This window comes from Actinomadura sp. KC216, from assembly GCF_004348535.1.
Classification (GTDB): Bacteria; Actinomycetota; Actinomycetes; order Streptosporangiales; family Streptosporangiaceae; genus Spirillospora.
This window is the reverse complement of record NZ_SMJX01000008.1, coordinates 30,203-46,778: the sequence shown is the minus strand read 5'-3', so window position 1 is coordinate 46,778 and position 16,576 is coordinate 30,203. Positions and strand designations below refer to the sequence as shown.

At 65.8% G+C, this 16,576-nt stretch carries 15 protein-coding genes; 11 read left to right on the top strand and 4 right to left on the bottom strand.

The features are described from left to right. The first annotated feature begins 54 nt into the window (after window positions 1-54). The 3 genes from E1264_RS02640 to E1264_RS02630 all read left to right on the top strand — a co-directional run bounded on the left by E1264_RS02640 (window position 55) and on the right by E1264_RS02630 (window position 4,026). Window positions 55-1,251: a tyrosine-type recombinase/integrase gene (locus E1264_RS02640; protein ID WP_132169164.1), complete on the top strand. Its 1,197-nt coding sequence runs from the start codon at window positions 55-57 to the stop codon at window positions 1,249-1,251. Next, entirely contained in the window at window positions 1,244-3,670 is a 2,427-nt protein-coding gene (locus E1264_RS02635) for a site-specific integrase (RefSeq protein ID WP_207935677.1), read from the top strand. Before E1264_RS02640 ends, E1264_RS02635 begins: the two co-directional genes overlap by 8 nt. Before the next feature lie 206 nt (window positions 3,671-3,876). Next, a complete protein-coding gene (locus E1264_RS02630) occupies window positions 3,877-4,026 on the top strand; it encodes a hypothetical protein (RefSeq protein WP_207935676.1) in 150 nt (49 codons plus the stop codon). On the opposite strand, the gene E1264_RS02625 is transcribed toward E1264_RS02630, so the two are convergent. Then, complete coding sequence (locus E1264_RS02625; protein WP_207935675.1) at window positions 3,988-7,134, bottom strand: tetratricopeptide repeat protein; 3,147 nt, start codon at window positions 7,132-7,134, stop codon at window positions 3,988-3,990. The genes E1264_RS02630 and E1264_RS02625 overlap by 39 nt on opposite strands. Before the next feature lie 193 nt (window positions 7,135-7,327). On the opposite strand from E1264_RS02625, the gene E1264_RS45835 reads away from it, so the two are divergent. Continuing rightward, on the top strand, window positions 7,328-7,453 hold the full coding sequence (locus tag E1264_RS45835) for a hypothetical protein (RefSeq protein ID WP_279489600.1): 126 nt from the start codon (window positions 7,328-7,330) through the stop codon (window positions 7,451-7,453). A 46-nt stretch (window positions 7,454-7,499) separates the two neighbouring features. Then, window positions 7,500-8,012, top strand: a complete 513-nt coding sequence (locus E1264_RS02620; protein WP_165963930.1) for a DNA cytosine methyltransferase — start codon at window positions 7,500-7,502, stop codon at window positions 8,010-8,012. Here the strand turns inward: E1264_RS02620 and E1264_RS02615 are convergent. From E1264_RS02615 to E1264_RS02605, 3 genes are all read right to left on the bottom strand, one after another. Further along, a complete protein-coding gene (locus E1264_RS02615; RefSeq protein WP_165963929.1) occupies window positions 7,995-9,581 on the bottom strand; it encodes an RNA-guided endonuclease TnpB family protein in 1,587 nt (528 codons plus the stop codon). The two genes, E1264_RS02620 and E1264_RS02615, sit on opposite strands and share 18 nt — an antisense overlap. A 289-nt stretch (window positions 9,582-9,870) precedes the next feature. After that, a complete protein-coding gene (locus E1264_RS02610; RefSeq protein WP_132169158.1) occupies window positions 9,871-11,958 on the bottom strand; it encodes a tyrosine-type recombinase/integrase in 2,088 nt (695 codons plus the stop codon). Then, complete coding sequence (locus E1264_RS02605) at window positions 11,955-13,088, bottom strand: tyrosine-type recombinase/integrase (protein ID WP_132169156.1); 1,134 nt, start codon at window positions 13,086-13,088, stop codon at window positions 11,955-11,957. Before E1264_RS02605 ends, E1264_RS02610 begins: the two co-directional genes overlap by 4 nt. 152 nt (window positions 13,089-13,240) lie before the next feature. On the opposite strand from E1264_RS02605, the gene E1264_RS02600 reads away from it, so the two are divergent. From E1264_RS02600 to E1264_RS02575, 6 genes are all read left to right on the top strand, one after another. After that, a complete protein-coding gene (locus E1264_RS02600) occupies window positions 13,241-13,843 on the top strand; it encodes a hypothetical protein (protein WP_132169154.1) in 603 nt (200 codons plus the stop codon). Window positions 13,844-13,884: 41 nt separating this feature from the next. Further along, entirely contained in the window at window positions 13,885-14,112 is a 228-nt protein-coding gene (locus tag E1264_RS02595) for a hypothetical protein (protein WP_117404327.1), read from the top strand. Window positions 14,113-14,619: 507 nt separating this feature from the next. Next, window positions 14,620-15,069, top strand: a complete 450-nt coding sequence (locus E1264_RS02590) for a hypothetical protein (protein ID WP_132169152.1) — start codon at window positions 14,620-14,622, stop codon at window positions 15,067-15,069. 111 nt (window positions 15,070-15,180) lie between these two features. Next, window positions 15,181-15,585 (top strand): hypothetical protein, encoded by a 405-nt coding sequence (locus tag E1264_RS02585; RefSeq protein WP_132169150.1) that lies wholly within the window; start codon window positions 15,181-15,183, stop codon window positions 15,583-15,585. 1 nt (window position 15,586) lies between these two features. After that, window positions 15,587-15,862: a hypothetical protein gene (locus tag E1264_RS02580; protein ID WP_132169148.1), complete on the top strand. Its 276-nt coding sequence runs from the start codon at window positions 15,587-15,589 to the stop codon at window positions 15,860-15,862. 204 nt (window positions 15,863-16,066) lie between these two features. Beyond that, window positions 16,067-16,513, top strand: coding sequence for a hypothetical protein (locus tag E1264_RS02575; RefSeq protein ID WP_132169146.1), 447 nt, complete (start codon window positions 16,067-16,069; stop codon window positions 16,511-16,513). Window positions 16,514-16,576 lie beyond the last annotated feature (63 nt).

The window sequence follows — 16,576 nt, the reverse complement described above, 5'->3', positions numbered from 1 at the left end:
CTGCACTATCTCCGGCCCCGGTTCCGTGGGCTGTCTGTGTGGGAGGTTGTGCAGGTGGACATCCGACGGTCGCTGTTGGAGGGGCGGGCTGAGTTGCCTCGTGTCGGGCAAGTACGGGCAACCGAAGACGACCTGTTGCCGTTCGTGGTGGTCGACGGTGCCAGCGACCCAATCGAGTACTTCACCGTCTTCCTACGGGAACTCGTGCTCGGTGACGCAAGCCCGCTGACCTGCCGCTCGTACGGCCACGACTTGCTGCGCTGGTGGCGCATGCTGGCGTTGGTCGAGGTGGGGTGGGACAGGGCAACGCGGACGGAGGTTGAGTTGCTGGTCGGATGGCTGCGCTCGGCCTCCAACCCGCAGCGGCGCCGGAGCCGGCCGGATACCGAACCGGCGGGCTCGGTCAACCCGAAGACCGGCAAGCCAGTGCTGCGGGCGGGGTATGCGCCCTCGACAATCAACCATGCCCTGTCGGTCCTGTCGGCGTTCTACACCTTCCATCTGCACTTCGGGCGGGGACCGCTGATCAATCCAGTGCCTGAGGCCAGCGAACGGCGGATGCTGGTAGCGCACCGCAGCCCGATCGAGCCGAACCGAGTCATACGGCGGGCACCGCTGCGGCAGAAGACCGCCGACCGTCTTCCGCGTTCGATCCCCGATCCGCTGTGGGAGGAACTGTTCGCCGCGATGGGCACCCATCGTGATAGAGCGCTGCTGGCGTTCTACGTCTCTAGCGGAGCCCGCGCCAGCGAGTTGCTCGGGCTGCGCGGCGGCCACGTCGACTGGGCTGGCCAGCGGATCTGGGTGATCTCCAAGGGCACTCGGACACTTGATCCACTGCCCGCATCACCGCAGGCGTTCCGCTACTTGGCCTGGTACTTCGACGGGCACGGCGCCGTCGGCAGTGACGAGATGGTCTGGCGGACGCTGCGTGGCCCGGTGCGGCCCTTGAGCTATTGGGCGATGCGCCGCGTGATCCAGCGTGCCGACGAGCGGCTCGGCACGAACTGGACCCTGCACGACCTACGACACACCGCCGCCGCCCGGATGGCCGCCGACCCGCGGATGACACTCGTGGAGGTCCAGACGGTGCTGCGTCACCGCCAGTTGTCCACCACCGAGCGGTACCTGCAACCGCGGGCTGAGGAACTGTTCGACAAGCTCGCCGAGCACTACGCCCGCCCCGCTACGACACCAAGCTTCACGTCCGGGTACGACGCCGACGACATCAAGGCGGTGTTCGGTGTCTAAAACGCTGTCCCGGCCGAAGCTGCGACCGGCCCGACCCGAAATCCCCAAGACAAAGTTCACCCGCACCGCGATCACTCCCGCACCGGCACCAGCGCCAGCGGTTCCTCCGCGCCCGCGCGGCATCCTCGACGCCGCCACCATCGAGGAGATTTGCCAGGTCGCCACGGTGACCTGGCGGTCCACGGACGCTCCCTCCCGTACCCGCAGCCGTGCCTCTGGGCTGCGTCGACTCCTTGGCCGTCTCGCGACCCAGCCGGGCGAGACCTGGCAGGAGCGGTTCGAGTCCAGCGGTCTGAACGCCCGCGCCAGGCCGGTCCGCGACCTGGCCGTCGGTGACGGGCCTCGGGCCTGGATGACCCAGGGGCTGGAGGCCCTGTTCTGCCTGCGGATCTTGCAGCCCACCCTGGAGGCGTTTCGCTCGAACCACTTCACCGATTACCCCAAGGCGTTCCGCACCGCTCAGCAGGACGATGTGCTGGAGGGATTCTTCGCCGCCGTCGAAGCCGCCGACGTCGCCCGGCACTGGAAGCGCCGCGCCGTGTTCGATGTGTCGGCCGCGCTGACCACCCAGGGCATCGCGTTCGCTGATCTGACACCTGAGGCGTTCCTGCACCACGCGCGCATCACTCGCGACGGCGGCCTGGCCGCCTACAGCTACTCCACCTATGTCGGGCACCTGGCTTGGCAAGTGATGCACGAGATGGGGCACTTTCTGCCGTCGGTGCCCAGCACACTGCGCGCCGTGCTGCGCTCTCCGAAGCTGACCTGCCGCCAATTGGTCGAGCGGCACGATCTGCGCAACGAAGGCGTCAGCGATCTGCTCGTGCAATACCTTGAACGGCGCAGCCACGACATGGACTACAGCACGCTGAAAACTCTGACCAACACGCTGAGCCACGTCTTCTGGAAGAAAATCGAGAACATCAATCCTGACCAGCGAGACCTGCGGCTGTCCGAGAGCATCTACCAGCAGTGGCATGAGGCGATCCAGACTCGCGACAGCGGAAGGCCCCGCCGCGACGTGGACAGCGTGCTGGTCACCGTGCGCGCCTTCTACTACGACATCCAGGCGTGGTCGGCGCACGAGCCCGAGCGGTGGGCACAGTGGTCCGCCCCGTGCCCGATCCCGCACCGCGAGATCCGTGCCGGCGCCAAGCGCCGGCGCCGCAACCGGGAACGCATCGCCGATCAGACCCGACGCCTCCAACCGCTCCTTCCGGTCCTGGCGCGTCATGTCGAGCAAGCCCACCGCACCATGAGCAGCCTGCTGGCCGCCGCCGACACCCTACCTGGGGAGATCGTCGCGGTCGGCTCCCGCGCCTACCGGCGCCTGTTCACCCCCGCCGACCATCGCCGGGCCCGCATGCATGGCGCCGCTAACGTTCGGTTCCTCGACCTGGCCACCGGCAAGGCCATCAACGCCACCCTCACCGAGGACACCACGTTCTGGCAATGGGCGGTCGTGGAGACTCTGCGGCACACCGGAGTGCGAATCGAGGAACTGCTGGAGCTGTCTCAGCTGAGCATCCGCCAATACCAGCGTCCCAACGGGGAGGTCATCGCGCTGCTGGTCATCGCACCTTCCAAAGCTGATCGCGAGCGCGTCGTCCCCGTGTCGGCCGAGTTGTTCCACGTACTGGCGTGCATTATTAGACGTTTGACCTTGGGGTGCTCGACAGTTCCCCTGGCCATCCGCTGGGACGAGCACGAGCGCGTTACCACCGAGCCTCAGCCCTTTCTGTTCCAACGCCACATCGGGCAGCGCAACGAGGTCATGGCCGCCGGAGCGGTTCGCGGGATGCTTAACCGGGTTTGCCGACAGCTCGCCGAATACGACGAAGGCTTTGCCGACCTGAGGGTTGCACCGCACGACTTTCGTCGCCTGTTCGCGACCGAGCTGGTCAACAACGGGCTGCCCATCCACATCGGTGCGGCATTGCTAGGACACCTGAATCTAGAGACTACTCGCGGGTACGTCGCTGTCTTCGAGGAGGAAGTCGTCCGCCATTACCAAAGCCACCTTGCCCGTCGCCGCGCAATGCGGCCCCAGGAGGAGTACCGGCCGGTCACTGACATCGAGTGGACCCAGTTCGAGGAGCATTTTGACAAACGCAGGCTTGAACTGGGCAACTGCGGACGCCCCTACTCCACCCCATGCTCTCATGAGCACGCTTGCATCCGATGCCCAATGCTCCGCGTCGACCCAAGGATGCTTGATCGGCTGGCTGAAATCGAAACCGATCTCCTCGCCAAGCGGGCACGCGCCGAAACCGAAAACTGGCTCGGTGAAATAGATGGCATCGACTTGACTCTTAGCTTCCTCAAGGGCAAACGTAAGGAAGCACTACGGCTCAGCCGCCTCCCAGTGGTTGACATCGGCATACCCAAACGCCGGGAGGCTCCCAGTGAACGAGCCTGAGAGGGAACGATTGTCTAGGTCGGGCCCAGGGATGCGAGTCTGTCCTGCCGGGCCGAACCGCGCACTGATCAAGAAAGTGACGTTGATTGAACTCCTCGACAAACAAAGATCAACACTACCGCCGATCCGACCATCCCTTTTCAGAGTCGTCTCGCCGCCCTGCCGCCTAGGGAACCGACTGCTTCCACCACTTGGAGCCCGAGCGCATGGCCGCTGACAACGCTGGCGAGAACATCGCGAAGCTCGCGGTGCTGATCGACGCCGACAACGCCAAGCCCGTCGTAGCCGGAACGCTGCTGGCCGAGCATGACAGATCTCTATTCTGCAGCTTCCGCCTTCTTTCGCCAGTGCGCTAGGTCGTCGCGGGTGGAAAGAGTTTGTGGGTCGTCAGAGCCCAGCACTCGTATACGGTCGGTCAGCAATTGCTCGAATGCAGTAACCGCAGCCACGGCGTTTCCCGTTTCGCCATGCCACCAGGCCAGATTGCCGCGCGTTAGGAGAGTGTCGGGGTGGTCAGGCCCCAGCACTTCGCCGACCTTGGTCAGCAACTCCTGCAATGCGGTGGCAGCACCGGCGGCGTCCCCCGCCTCACCTCGCCAGCACGCCAAGTCATGGCGGTTGGCGAGAGTGTCTGGGTGGTCGGGGCCCAGCACTCGTGTCCGATCGGCTAGCAACTGCTCGAAGGCAGTGACCGCCCCGTCGGCGTCTCCCGCCTCACCTCGCCACCAAGCCACCTCGTGACGCGCGGAGAGCGTGTCTGGGTGGTCGCGTCCAAGCATTCGCAACCGGTTGGCGAGCAACTCGGTGTACGCGGTGGCCGCGCCGACGGCGTCTCCCGCCTCACCCCGCCAGTACGCCAGGGCGCCGCGAGTCCACTGGGTGTGGGGGTGATCAGGACCCAGCACTCGCAGCTGATCAGCGAGCACCTGCTCGAAGGCGGTGACCGCGGCGACGGCGTCTCCCGCCTCACCCTGCGCCCAGGCCACATCGTGACGGACGAAGAGCGTGTCGGGGTGGTCGGATCCATTCACTCGCAGCCGGTCGGCGAGTACTTCAATGAAGGCGGTGACGGCCCCGGTGGCGTCACCCGCAAGAACGCGCAATCGTGCCAGGTTGCGACGCGTGATCAGAGTGCGATTGTGGTCGGGACCTAGAACCCGTAGATATTCGGTCAGCAACTTCTCGTACTCAGCGGCCGCCCCGTCAACGTCGCCCATCCCGTCTCGCATCCATGCCATGAGGTGGCGAACACTCAAAGTAGCTCGATGGTCGGGACCAAGCACTCGTAAGAAGTCAGTTAGTAGTTCCTCCAACGTGGAGTAGGTGGCTGAGCCCGAGACGTGGCCCGCCTCGTACCGCCATCGAGTCACGTTGGAACGGGTGATGAGGGTGTCGGGGTGGTCGGCGCCCAGCATTCGTGTCCGATCGGCAAGCAACTCCTCGAAGGCGGCGACCGCGCCGACGTCATCACCTGCGTTGCCTCGCCATAGGGCCAGCCGATGGCGGGTTGTCAGGGTGTCGGGGTGGTCGGGCTCCAGGACCCGTAGCTGGTGAGCGAGCAACTCCTCAAAGGCGGCGACCGCACCAACGGCATCACCCACAACGCCCTGCAGAATCGCTAGATTGCTGCGCGTGGTCAGGGTGTCGGGGTGGTCGGGCCCCAGGTGATGCAGGCAGTTGGCGTGCAGGTCGGTGTTCGCGGTGACAGCGGCGGTGGTCCGACCGGTCTTGGCGAGGCTAGTGGCAGCCTGGAACAGCACGGCATGTGCACCGGAGTCCGGACTGTAGAGGGCGCTACTGGTGCAGTCGTGTAGTGCGGTGGTGTTGGCGCGCAGGATCTGACCGAGCTGCTGGGTGGCCTGGTCGCGTTCGATCTGTGGCCACAAGCGCAGTAACGCGTCGGCCGCAGTGCGCGCGATCTCAGCAAGCGGCGCTGGGCCAAGATCGGGCTGCGTAAGCAAGTTCTCGCGGGTGGCGCGTTGAACGAGCTGATGGATACGGATCTCCCGGTGGGTGGTCACCCGGTTGTGGTCGAGGAGACTGTGGCGGTGCAGCACCCGCAACGCCGCATCCACCATGTCCGCATCCACTCCCACTCCACCTGCGATAAGCCTGGTGGCTGGGGAACTGGGCCGCTGCTGGGCAGTCAGGAAGTCCAGAGCCGGCGGGCCGGCCAGTACCGCTTGGGGAATGCCGGCCGGGTCCAGGACACTGGCCAGATACAGCACCTGCCGCGCGAGCCCGACAGGGAGAGCCGGGTCGGCGTGATCGGCGTGGTCGATGGACAGTTCCCATGCCGCGGTCACGATCCGCTGATGGTCGTCGGGCAGGTAGTCCCGGCCGGGGACCGAGTGGGCCAGCAGCCGAGTCGCCAGCCGGTGCCGGTAAGCCGCGCACGTGATGTCGGCGTTGCGGACGTAGGCCGCCGCCTGCGCCAGCGCCAGCGGCAAAAACCCAAGGTCGGCGGCGAGCCCGTCCATATCGGCGACCGGGCCTTGGGCGCCGAGCTTTGCAGTCAGATAGGAACGGGCTTCGGCGCGAGTGAAGGTGCCGACGTCGAGGATGCGGCGATCCGCCCCGGCCAAGGCCGCATCCCGCAGCCGAGTGGTGACCAGGACTTGCCCCGCTGGCGAAGCCGCCGCGGGCGGCCACCATCCTTGGAGGTCGCCCGGATGGTGCACGTCATCCAGGACGATCAGCCAGCGCCGGTCAGTGTCCTCCGCCCAGGTCAGCAACTCCCGCGCCCTCTGCTCGGGATCGTCCCGGCCGACCATCGGCAGGTTCAGACGCAAGGCCGCGTCGGCATAGGCGGACACCACGCCGTCGCGAGTGGCGGCGTTCACCCACACCAGGACCTCGACGCCCTGCCGCCATGCCTGACGAGCGTAAGCGGCGGCCAACTGGGTCTTACCAACCCCGCCCATCCCTGCCAGCACCTGCGTCTCCGCCGGGGCCTCCGCTCCGAACCCCGCTTGCGCCAGCACCAGAGTCCCGCCCACGCCTGCTATCGCCTGCACCCGTTCGAAGACTTCACGGTCCTGGAAACAATCTGCCGGCCGCGGAATCACTCCGACCCGGACCCTTCGGCCCTCCGCCGACGGAGCCGACGAGCGAGATCTGCCCGGATGCGCTAGCGGAGGACGGCCGCCCAGGCGCCGACGCTCGGCTCGTGCCTGCCGCCAGAGCTGCTCCCACCAACTGTCCGGTTCGGCGACAAACGACGGCGTCTTCTGGCGGGCCTGGCCTTTAAGATGCGCCACCAGCCACCGCGCGATAACCGGATCGGAAGGCACGTTCTTGCCGTTGCGCCAGTCGCTCCACGACTGATTGGTCACCTTCAACGGCCGCGGCTTCTGCTTACCGGCCTGGCGTGTGATCGCTGCACCGGTCGGCCGACCCGCCGCCTCCCACAGCGCCCGCAACGCCTCCGCCCATGCCCTCGTCGCTCCTAGCGGCTCCTCCACCGCCAGCCTCCTTCCACCGGATCCGGCCCGGAACCCTTTCGGAAACCCCGCACGCACCCGAAAGGGCGAGGTCACCAGCCTGCCCCGCTACCGGTCCAGCTGACAGGGCAACCGGAAAACGTGCCGGAACAGGTCAATCGGCAGCACCAGGCCAACGCACTGCCGCAGCGGCCGCTCACCGAGGGATCCCGATATGACCCGCAGCGCCTATCTGCGCCACCTCACCGACATCGCCATCCAGGCCGTCATCCGCGGCGCCGCCACAGCCACCGGCTCGGCCCTCATCCACCTCACCTGCTGGTGGATCACTCATCACTAGGTCCCGCACCAATGCCCGCAACCGGCTTGACAGGTGCAGAGAAGCAGTGCAAACAGTTCTGCTCAACCGGCCGGTGCACGGCATTGTTGAGGACGTCTCGCGGCTGGACATGCTGAGCGTGCCGGGCGCCGATGTGCTGGTCGCCAGCCCGATCTGTACTGAGGCGGCACCTGCCGGCGGTAACGCCGTCCGCCAACAGCGCCAGCAGCCGTGGGCGGCGACGCGGGCGACGGCGTGGTGCCTGATCCGCTACGCCGAGATCCACCGTCCGGCCGTGATCGTCGGGGAGAACGTCCTGCGGTTCGCACGCTGGGACCTGTTCGAGCCGTGGCTAAAGGTCTTCGAGGCGATGAACTACACCGCCCAGATCGTCTCGGTCAACGCCGCGCACGTCTCCTCGCCCGGCAACCCCGCCGCCCCGCAAGTGCGTGAGCGCCTGGTGTTCGTTTATCTGGACGCTTTTGGGCCACATGGGTCTGGTGGTAGTCGGGAAGAATTTCTTCCCGACTACCTACTCGGGCGTGTCGGGGGCAACCTCCGTCTAGTGTGCCGTCCCTGATTGCAATTGCGGCCCTTGAACCTGAGCGCCTTGTTGCCAAGACGATGGTTTGTGGGGATCAGGGACGCCGGGGCCTTGCGATCCCGGTCTCCTCGTCTGACCCACCAAGCCCGGAAGGGCAGCCTCGATCGTGCTGTGGCCGTGTCGTGGTGCGAGGTTCGCCGCTCGATGGAAGTGCCTCATCTGGCCGTGGCCAGGTAAGGGCTTACGCAACCTCACGGCTTGGACGCCTTGAGCGAAGGCGTGGTCGGTGTGCTCGGACGCAAGCCGGGCAATGTTCCGGGCGGCATTGAGGTCTCGATCGGTACTGATACCGCACCCGCCGCAGTGGAATGTCCGATCCGAGAGCGTAAGGTTTGGGTTTCGCCATCCACACTCGGAGCAGATTTTCGACGTCGGTGCGAACCGGTCGACTGCCGCCATGGTCCCGCCATACCAGCGGGTTTTATAGTCCAGTTGTCTCCTAATCTCGGCGAAGGCGGCGTCATGTATGCGCCGGTTCAGCCCAGCCTTCTGCCGGACCTGACGGCCTGGTTGCGCTCTGGTGCCACGAGCGCTGGCGACCATGCCTTTGACGTTGAGGTCTTCGACCGCGATGTGCGCGAATGACTGAGCGAGCACCGAGGTGAGGTGGTGAAGGTAGTTGCGTCGAAGCCCCGCAACCTTGACGTGTAGTCGAGCGTGCCGCCGTTGCGCTGCCGCGTGCCCCTTCGATCCTTTCACACGGCGGGCCAATTCCCGCTGCGCTTGCCGCAATGCACGGTCGGCACTGTCCATAAACCGTGGGTTAAGTACCGTTTCACCGAACGACAGGACGGCCAAAGCCTTCACGCCGATGTCGATCGCAACGGCACCATTGTGACGCATTCGGCGAGTAGGCTGCACGGGCGTAGCAACGGACTCCTCCACGCTGAAAGCGATCCACCATGCTCCGCGACGGTCTTGCCTAATGGTGGCCTGTTTGAGTTTTACCCGTCCCGCTTCGATCCCCCGTACCAGCCGCTTCATGTGGTCACGTGTGTGCACGGCCCCGATCTTGGGGAGTCGGACGTGTCGATAGTCGATCGGCCGGGCCCCGTTAGGACGGGCCGCGACCTTGAACCGAGGGCTGTCGCGTCTCTTCGATTTAAAACTGAGGAAACCGAGCGGTTTTCCGCCGTGTTTACCAGTGCGGGAATTGAACCACCGGTGCAATCCGTCGTAGACCTCGTAGATTGCCCACATGTAGACGTCCCACGAATGGTCTGCCAGCCACTCGGGTGCTTCCAAATCGGGATGCCGGTCAAGCCACCACTTCGGCAGTCGCGACTCCGGACCGGTGCGACCCTTTTTCCAATCGTTGAAGGCATTGTTCAAGGTAGCGAAGGTTAATGCCCTCGGCAGATCCTCGACTGGGATACCGGCGGCGGTTCGGACACGCCGTTCATCGAAAGCGGAGTAGATCATGTCGACGGCCCAGTTGTGGGCATAGCGTCGCGCACCGCAACTTCGCAGGAACATACGTGCCTGACGAGGCGTAGGATCAAGCCGGTAGCGGTACGCCCGCCGGAACACCGTTGCCCCTGTCACCGCGCCTTGACTCCTCTGGCTCTCCAACCACCATGGGCCGCGTCGCCCAAGTGTCGTTACTCTAGCGGGAACCTCCGACAAATTATCGAGCATCTCGACATACCCCTCCGACCTGCTAATTCTTTGAAAACCGGGAGGACGCCGGAGAGATCGAGGAGCGTGAGGGCGAGGAAGCCGGCCGTTACTTGCAGGCATCCACTAAGGCGTTCAAGCCGTTGATGCTCTTGGTGATTCTGTCGTCGATCTGCCGGGGCGATGGAGTGGCGCCGCTGTTGCCCTTCGCTGCGGCTCAAGCCTCTGGCGGCGGGATATCGATAGGCTCGCCGAGGTCGTCCAGGAGCGCACGGAGCCGTTCGGCGGTGCGTTGGTGGCGTTCGACTTCCCGGTCCCAGCCGCGGGTTGCGGCGTCTTCGGTGAGCTGTTCTTCAAGGCAGAGGCGTTCGCGGAGCCGAGGGGCGTACTGGGTCGTGGTGAGGAACTTGGGGCAGGTCAGGTAGATGTCGCACTCGCAGGGGCCTTCCTGCGGGAGCCGCAGGCAGTGTCCGAGTTCAAGCTCGGTCTTGTAGAAGTTCGTCTTCAGCCAGTCGAGGGCCTCCTGGTCGAGGCGGCCGGCGCGGATCGCGTCGGCTTGCGGGCCGGCTAGGATCGCACCCGGCTGGAGAACGGCCTGGTAGTCGGCGAGGACGACCGGGTCGGAGATGTGGGCGTAGATCATCGACATGTTGGCGCTGACGTGCCCGAGGACCTTCATGATGGTCAGGGTCTTGGCGCCTTTCTCGGCGAGTTGGGTGCCGAGGGTGTGCCGGAAGCGGTGCGGGTGGACCTGCGCCTTGCCCTGCTCGTCGAGGAGGCCGGCTTCGGCGCAGACGTGCTGGAGCGGGTCGGCGAACAGGTAGTCGTTACTGGCCAGCCGTCCGTGGTTGAGGAACAGGCGGCGGACCGGGCGCCCGAGTTCGGGGTCGTAGACACCTCGGTCGGGTTGCTGCTGGCGGATCGCGATGAGGGTTTCGATCGCGTCGGCGGCCTCTTGGTGGATCGGGACGGTGCGTTCCTTGCGGGACTTGCCCGCTGCCAGCCGCAGGCGTGGCGTGCCGTCGGGATAGGCGTCGAGGCAGTCAAGGTGCAGCTTGCGGATCTCGGTGCGCCGGGCGCCGCTCCATCTGGCGACCAGCAGGGCGCATCGTTGCAGCGGGCACTCCAGTTGCCGGATGTGCTCCATCAGCGGGTCGAGCTCGTGCGTGGGAATGTAGCGGGGAACGCTGAAGGTCCCGCGAGGAACATCTCCGGTGGTGAGCGGTGGCCGGACGGGGACGTTCCTCCACTCGGCTTGCGAGGCGTAGCGGAAGAACGCGGTGATCTGCCAGGCGATCGAGCGCCGATAGCTCAGGGAGAGTTCTTCGTCGGGGTGCTTGATCTTGCGTTGTCGCTGCAACCAGGTCAGGAAGTCCAGCAGGTCAGCACGGTTGAGTTCGGCGAGGCTGACGACAGTGGGCCTTTCCTGGGCGAGCCAGGCCGACAGGCGCCGGAACGCTTGCCGGGCGTGCTCGACGGAGGCGGGCCGGTCGAACAGCAATCGTTCAGCGATGTAGCGCTCTATGATCGGCAGGACCCGGGGCAGGGTGCTGAGCGGCAGCCGTTCCTTGGTGGGCAGTCGCTGGGGGAGTTGGTCGATCACTCCGGCGTGGAACAAGACCACGCCGGTCTGGAAGACCATGGTTCGCCAGTTCTTTTGGGCGCGGTGCAGCTTCTGCTCGCTGAGAACGTCCCAGATCTGTGGGATCGTGTCGATCGTGCGGAGCACTTCCCGTAGTTCCTCGATGTCGTCGAGTGTGAGCGCCGACAGGTTCGGATCGCCGCGATGCAGGACCAGCCGAGCGATCGTCCAGTGGACCCGTTGCCGACAGTTCTTCATAACCAAGCCCAGCTCGATGGCGCGGGCGAGGAGCGCGTCGGTCTGCGCGACCAGCGGCAGGCCGAGGGCCTCGGCGATGCCCCAAGGCTTGAGCACGCCGACGCCGAGCAACCAGCCCCAGTCCAGCCGCAGCCGTCCGGTGAACCCCAGATAGAACAGGTACTGCCGGGCGTTGAAGTTGATCCAACCGGTCGTGACGTCGAAGCCCTCATCCGGGGCGCTGCGTCGGCTCTGCACCTCATTGTTGCGCCAGCCGATCCGCTCGATGAGCGGACGGTGCTGCCAGGCCCCCAGGTCCGGGTAATGGGCGACGAACCGCCGATAGCCCCGAAGCAGGCGGGTGCGGCGATACTCCGACCCCAGGTCGGGGTTGACCAGGAAGGCCGTGTACTCCTCCTGCGGGCAGTGCGACGGCACGAACTCGTGGCCGGGGCTGCCTGATGAGAGCGCACGCAGGTGGGTCACGTTTTCTCTCCCTCGACGGCCCGCTGGTAATCGGCGAGGACTTCCGGGGCCCCGACTCGTGTGTAGATCTTGGTGGAGTCGGGGCTGGCGTGTCCGAGCCGGGTCATCAGGGTCAGCTCACGCATGCCGCCCTCGAACATGCGGGTGGCGTGGGTGTGCCGGAGGCTGTGGGGGGTCAGCCAGGCGTCTCTGACTCCGGCACGCTCGGCCGCCCGGGCGAACATGCGGACCAGACCGTCGTAGCTGAGGGGTTCGCAGTGGCGAAGACCGCGGCCGCCGACTAGGAATATCAGGGTGGTCTCGGCATCCTGCGGGCGTTCGCGCAGCACGTAGTCGTTGAGGGCGGGCAAGGCCCGGCCTTCCAACAGGTCCACGACGCGTTCGCGGCGGGATTTCTGGCGCGCTCCGCGTGGATGGTCCTCGCGCCAGCGGATCGTGACGCGGCATCGACCGTAGGAGATGTCCTCCAGCCGCAGGCCCAGCACCTCGCCGGGGCGAAGGCCGCCCTCGTGCATGAGTTCGAGCATGGCCCGGTCCCGCCGCGTGCGCATCGCCTTGATCAGCGCGCGGTAGGTCTCGTCCCCGATCGGCCGGGGCAAGGGGTCGGTGGTCTTGACCCGCAGCGTCCGCCGGACCGGCCTTTGGCTGCGCGACGTCAAGAGCGGCGGCTTCCACCGGCCCGGCACCCGCGCCGCTGCGTGGTCTGTGCGCTGGGTGATCGGGTTATCCGGTCCGCTGTAACGTTCGATAGTGATCAGATACTCGTAGAACGAGGAGACCGCGCCCAGGATGCGGTTGCAGGTCCGCGGCGACAGCAGCCGGCCATCGTCCACCGTGACCGCCAAGTCCAGCCGCTGAGCACGACGCCTGGACGGCGTTCGCCGCAAAGTTGCGAGGAAGTCCACGGCCCGAGCTGGTGTGAACTCGCCAAGAACCAGCCCGCGCTCGTCGAGGAACAGCATCAATCGGCGCAGGTCGTAGGCATAGGCGCGCACGGTGTTCGGCGAGTACCGCCGCACCGTCAACGTTCGAAGGAACTCCGACACCTCGACTACCTCAGCGCCGTCCTCGTCCACCAGGACGACATTCGGCTCACCCGGCTCTGGACCGACAACCTTCACAACACGCATGGGCGGAACGTAGTACACCCACCAGGGCAAGACCGGGAGGTGTCACCGGCTCCTGAACAGCGCACAAGGCAAGAGTGTCCAGATAACACCGTGCTGGCCAGGCGAGGTATCGAAGTCGACCTGGAGGTGCGCCCCGCAGCGAGGTGCCGCGTGTGCAGGGCGTGCGGTGCTGGAAACCGACCGCGACCAGGATCGCTGGCCACCTGGTCGGCGCCTACGACACCGGCACCGGCAGGCACGGCGCTTACTACTACCTCTGCCCGGCCGGGCATGGCCGGGTCGAACCGGCCACGACCACGATGGCCCCGAGAATCGACTGGTCGCTGCCGATGCGGCTGGTCGCCGACGGGCACCGGCGCGGACCGTATGCTCCCGCCACCCGAGCCCGGATCCGGCACGGCCTGACCCGCTGGGACGGCCGCCCCTTCGTGGCGATCCTGCGGCGGCACAAACTGTCGGAATCGCTGGACGGCCCGGTCGCCACGATCACCGCCGCGGGCACCCACCACATGCTGGTCCAGCCAGGTGGCGACCGGACCATCGACGGCTGCCGGGTGCGAATGTTCACCACCCACGAAAAAGCCTCCGCCCAACGGTTCCCTGACAGCTGGAAATTCGTCACCCGGTTTCCCAAGGCCGACCGGGACAAAGTCCCCCACGGTGCCACACCAGGTGGGCTACTCACTGGCAATGCCGTCCCCTCGAACATCGCCGAATGGGCGGGCGGGCGCATCAAATACGCTCTCACTGCTTAACCGCCAAATCCGGCTCCTGTGATATGTGAAAGGAGGTCACTGTGCGGACGATCACGCTTGGGGAAAACGACGACCAGCCTAGCGCTTTCGTTTCTGATTTGACGGCTGGCGACAGCTACGCGCCCTGGTACATGGATGGTCCCGGCGCTTGGCAAGAACTGCTGGAAGATCCTGTCCAACACGGCGACGAGATCTACCTCTACCACGTCTCCGATGATGGAGCCTCACCCGCCATCTTCGACGCATCCACGCTGGTGCGCGTCCGGTGAATGCCGCAAGAGCTCGCGGCTCGACGGCTCGGCCACCAAGGCGGTTCATAGCCAAGCGAAGAGCTTAAAGCCGGGCGCCGGGGCACGCACTTCAGCCACCCGGTATCGCTCCGTGAATCGAGTGGTTTCCGGCGTGGCTCCTCCTGACCGCCTGAACGACATCGTTGCCCCGCTGGAGGCGATCAACCATGTTTCTGTCGACGTTGCGAACGAGTCTCCGAGCGACCTTGAGTCCGTTGCTACGGATGGTCTGGGATGGCGAACGCTTGGCCGGTTGGCGCTGCCGTGCGGCAGTGCGTCTGGCGGGCGCTCACCTGGACCATGTCACCGCCGGGCAGACCGCCGTCGCGGTGTGCGGCTGCGGTGAACCGGTCGCCGAATACATCGGGACTGGTTCCACGTCCTCAACCCCGAGCTGCGCGGCACCGATGACCACTGGGCCAAGCCGACGCCCGGGACGGTGGTCCGGTACCGGCACTGGCGGCCCCTGGACACGCTGGACCCGCCATGAGCCACGAGCAATGGCCGGGCGTGGACGAGGCCGTGGCGGCACTGCGCAAGGCGTTCGGAACTGCCTACGTCGAGCACACCGGTGGCGGCTGCTTCTCCATCTACGTCCCGATCGAAGGGATGGGCGTTCTGTCGGTCGGGGACATGCACGGACCGCTGGGCGACAGCAACCACGGCTGGGGCGTTGAACTGATCGACCCCGACGGCGACTACGCAGGGCCGGTCTGCAATGTGCCAGACCGCAGCGTCCCCAAGCTCGTTGAGGTGCTGCGCGCGTCCCTGCGCGACGGCACCCGCACCGGGCTGACCCACCACGACCTGGTGTGCATGCGTCGGGACCAGCATCACGCCGACACCGGGCATTTCGTCAACCCAGCACACGCGGGCGATCCCGAATGCGTTGAATGCCAGGAAATCCACCCCGGATTCCAGGCCGACGAACAATGAGGCAGGGCGGCGCACGAATTTTCACGAAGGCGAGCCTCATGGGGCTCCGGCCTAGCGGTTTAGTGCCCCGGGATGCCCGCTCCTGCACCCGAGATACTGGGAGGAGTGTCGATGATCCATAAGAGTCACATCACCGAGGACTCGCCGCGGGCAGTCCGGGAAATGCTCAAGACACTCGCCCGGCTGGCGGGCGAGCGCGAGGACGACGCGGCCCGTTCGGCAACCATGCTGCACAAAACGGAAACCAACCACCAGCAACGGCCGATGGCCTATAGGCGAAAGCAGCTGGAGGACGAGGCCCGCACCGCTCGGTCCAAGGCCGACACCGCGCGGCATCTGCTGATCGAGGCATGGGTTGCCGCCGGGTACGACGACGAGGGCCGGCAATGGATCTCCCGCACCGAGGCCGAGCGGTTCACCGACGCAATGATCCAGATCGCACTGGCGGAACGCTGCGTTCCCAGCTTGAGCCTGGAATTGGACGATGTCTTCACCGGCAGGATCGAGGTGACCTGACATGCCGCGAGAGCCCGATCGGGTCGGCTGCCGTCACCCGGGTTGTGCGGGCGCGATCGAGGCATGGGCGCCCTTGTGGCTCAGTCTGCACGCCGACGGAACCTGGTCGGTCTACGGAGTCGGCGACGAAGCAGCTGAGATCATCTGCGATGAGCACAGCCACAACAACCTCACCACGGTCCTGCACAAGAGCCTGAGCGCGTTCCTGGACGAACTGCTGCCCAACGGCACCTGGCAAGGCGCACGCCCCGCGCCGGGAGACACACCGGAACTGTGAAACCCACCACCGCGCAAGCGAGGGCGTGACGCCAACCGACAGCGCGTCCCTGACGGCCCCGATGCCCGGGCCCGAGTAAGGGCCACGTTTCGGGCGACCCGCCGTACCCTACGTTGCGCCGCCGTCGTGGTCACGCAACTCCTTATATTCCAGGCCCGGCTATGCGAAAGCGAGATGAATCTTAGAGGGCAAGGAGAACCGCCGATGCAGCCATACACCATCAACGTGTCCGGTTCAGAGCGGCACGACGGGGAGAAGCCCTACACCTACGTACTGAACGCCGGAAGCCTTCCCGAGGCAAAAGCAGCGGCATGGCTGTATCACCTCTGGTTTGCCCAGTCGGAGCAGGGATTGGTGGCCTTCGACGGAACGATCCCGAATCAGCCGAACTGGTGGGACGCCCACGCACAAAACGCCGACGTGGTGGTCATCGATTGCCCTGAATTCCCCTGCCACCTGGGAACGCCCTCGCAGTGCACGGATCGCTGCCACCGCGACGCGACTGTGGAACCGACATCGTGTCGCTGCCCATTCGCTTGGCACTGGATTTACGCCACGCCACAAACATGCCTACTGGTCGGCGCGATCGACCGACTGAACGAACTCGGCTACGACCTCCCCACATCACCACCAGAAGAGACCACTTGGTGAATACCAGCTAATCCTCGCAAGCGAAACTACCCCTCATCGCCTCGACACCACTGACGCCGCCCT